This is a genomic window from Streptomyces katrae (assembly GCF_000966975.1).
GTDB lineage: Bacteria > Actinomycetota > Actinomycetes > Streptomycetales > Streptomycetaceae > Streptomyces > Streptomyces katrae.
The window spans coordinates 1-2,227 of record NZ_JZWV01001378.1; the positions used below are offsets into that span (position 1 = coordinate 1).

The 2,227-nt window shown below is 70.6% G+C and carries 2 protein-coding genes and 1 pseudogene; all 3 read left to right on the top strand.

Annotation, left to right across the window (positions count from 1 at the left end; all coding sequences use genetic code 11):
* Positions 1-791 (top strand): peptidoglycan binding domain-containing protein (locus tag VR44_RS37440; protein ID WP_045952133.1); only part of this gene is annotated, 791 nt, incomplete at its 5' end.
* Between the two features lie 169 nt (positions 792-960).
* Entirely contained in the window at positions 961-1,920 is a 960-nt protein-coding gene (locus VR44_RS37445) for an ABC transporter ATP-binding protein (protein WP_094192170.1), read from the top strand.
* Positions 1,914-2,227: pseudogene (locus VR44_RS37450) on the top strand (ABC transporter permease); the annotation flags it as partial. The gene VR44_RS37445 and the pseudogene VR44_RS37450, both read left to right, overlap by 7 nt.

The window sequence follows — 2,227 nt, forward strand, 5'->3', positions numbered from 1 at the left end:
CCGTGGCCAAGCTGCAGACGGCCTTCGGCAAGCGCTCCGCCACCCCGCTCCAGCTCACCGTCGGCGGCAAGACCGTCGAGCTGAAGCCCGAGAAGGCCGGCCTGACCCTCGACAGCCAGACCACCGTCCGCAACGCCACCGGCAGCGACTACAACCCGGTCACGGTCATCGGCTCGCTGTTCGGCGTCGAGCGCACTGCCGCCGCCGTCATGCCGGTCGACGAGGAGAAGCTGAAGGACTCCCTCCAGGAGCTCGCCGGCACCGCGGGCACCGCCTCCGAGGGCACCATCACCTTCGACACCGGCAAGGCCGTCGCCGTCCCCGGCAAGGCCGGCACCAGCCTGGACGTGGACAGCTCCGTGGACAAGGTCACCAAGGCCTTCCGCGAGCTCGTCGCCAACGGCAAGGCCGCCCCCGTCGAACTCCCCACCGCCACCAAGGAACCGACCATCACCCAGGCGGAACTGAACCGGGCCATGAAGGAGTTCGCGGAACCCGCCATGTCCGGCACCGTCACCGTCAAGGCCGGCACCAAGTCCCTGGCCTTCGGCGCCAAGTCGCTGCCCAAGATCCTCAGCATGCAGCCGGTGCAGGGCAAGCTCGTCGAGAAGTACGACCTGGAGGCCCTCAAGGCCACCTACGGCAACGCCTTCGACGGGGTCCTGATCACCCGGGGTACCGGCGCGAAGACCCCCGTCACCCCGCAGGACGTCGCGGGCGCCCTCGGCAAGGGCCTGGTCGGCAAGACCCCCGCCGAGCGCGTCGTGTCGATCGACACCAACGCCAACTGAGGCCCGCCGCAGGCCCGAAGAGCCCCCTCCCGGACCCCGGGAGGGGGCTCCGGCGTCCCCGGCACCCCTCCTGAACAGGCCTGTCATCCCTCCCACATGACAACTGTCATGCAGCTGTCACGACTGGAGACACTGCCGCGCACACCCCCGTCCGGGAGAAGCTCGGTACATGACGACGACGACCGCGACGCAGTCCGGAGCCCCCGGACCCGCACGCGGTGCCGGCAGCGGCACCGTGGTGAGCTTCCAGAACGTGACCAAGAGCTACGGACAGGTCAAGGCCGTCGACGGCCTCACCCTCGAACTCCACCCGGGCGAGACCGTAGCCCTCCTCGGCCCCAACGGCGCCGGCAAGTCCTCCACCCTCGACCTGCTCCTGGGCCTGCGGCCCGCGGACTCCGGCACCGTCAGCCTCTTCGGCACCACCCCCCGCGAGGCCGTCACGGCCGGCCGGGTCGGCGCCATGCTCCAGAGCGGCGGCCTGATGGAGGAGGTGACCGTGCGCGAGCTCGTCACCCTCGGCTGCGCCCTGCACCCCCGCCCGTACCCGGTCGACGAGGTGCTCTCCCGCTCCGGCATCGAGGAGATCGCCGGTCGCCTGGTCAACAAGCTCTCCGGCGGCCAGGAACAGCGCGTGCGCTTCGCGCTCGCCACCGCCGGCCACAACGACCTGATCATCCTGGACGAGCCGACCACCGGCATGGACGTCACCGCCCGCCACGCCTTCTGGGCGACCATGCGGGAACAGGCCGCCCAGGGCCGCACCGTCCTGTTCGCCACGCACTACCTGGAAGAGGCGGACGCGATCGCCGACCGGGTACTGGTCCTGAACAAGGGCCGGCTCCTCGCCGACGGCACCGCCGCCGAGATCAAGGCCAAGGCCGGCGCCCGCAAGGTCGCCTTCGACCTCGACGGCGACATCGACCAGCAGGTCCTGCGCGCCCTGCCCGGCCTGACCTCCTTCCAGGTCAACGGCACCACCGTGCGGCTCCAGTCGCGCGACGCCGACGCCACCGTCCACGCGGTGTACGCGCTCGGCCTCTACCCCCGCAACCTGGAGGTCGCGGGCCTCGGCCTGGAGCAGGCCTTCATCGCCCTCACCGAGGCCGAGGAGGCCGACGCATCGTGAACACCGGAACCCTGAACCTGATCAAGCTGGAAGTCACCCGCGCCCTGCGGAACAAGAAGTACATCTTCTTCACGATCCTCTACCCCGCCGCCCTCTTCCTGATGCTCGGCGGCACCCTCGACGGCACCACCAAGGTCATGGGCACCGAACTGACCATGCCCGCCTTCTACATGGTCGCCATGGCCTCCTTCGGCGCCCTCACCGCCGTCCTCGTCGGCAACGCCGAACGCATCGCCAAGGAGCGCGAGGCCGGCTGGGTGCGCCAGCTGCGCCTGACCGCCCTGCCCGGCCACGGCTACGTGCTCGG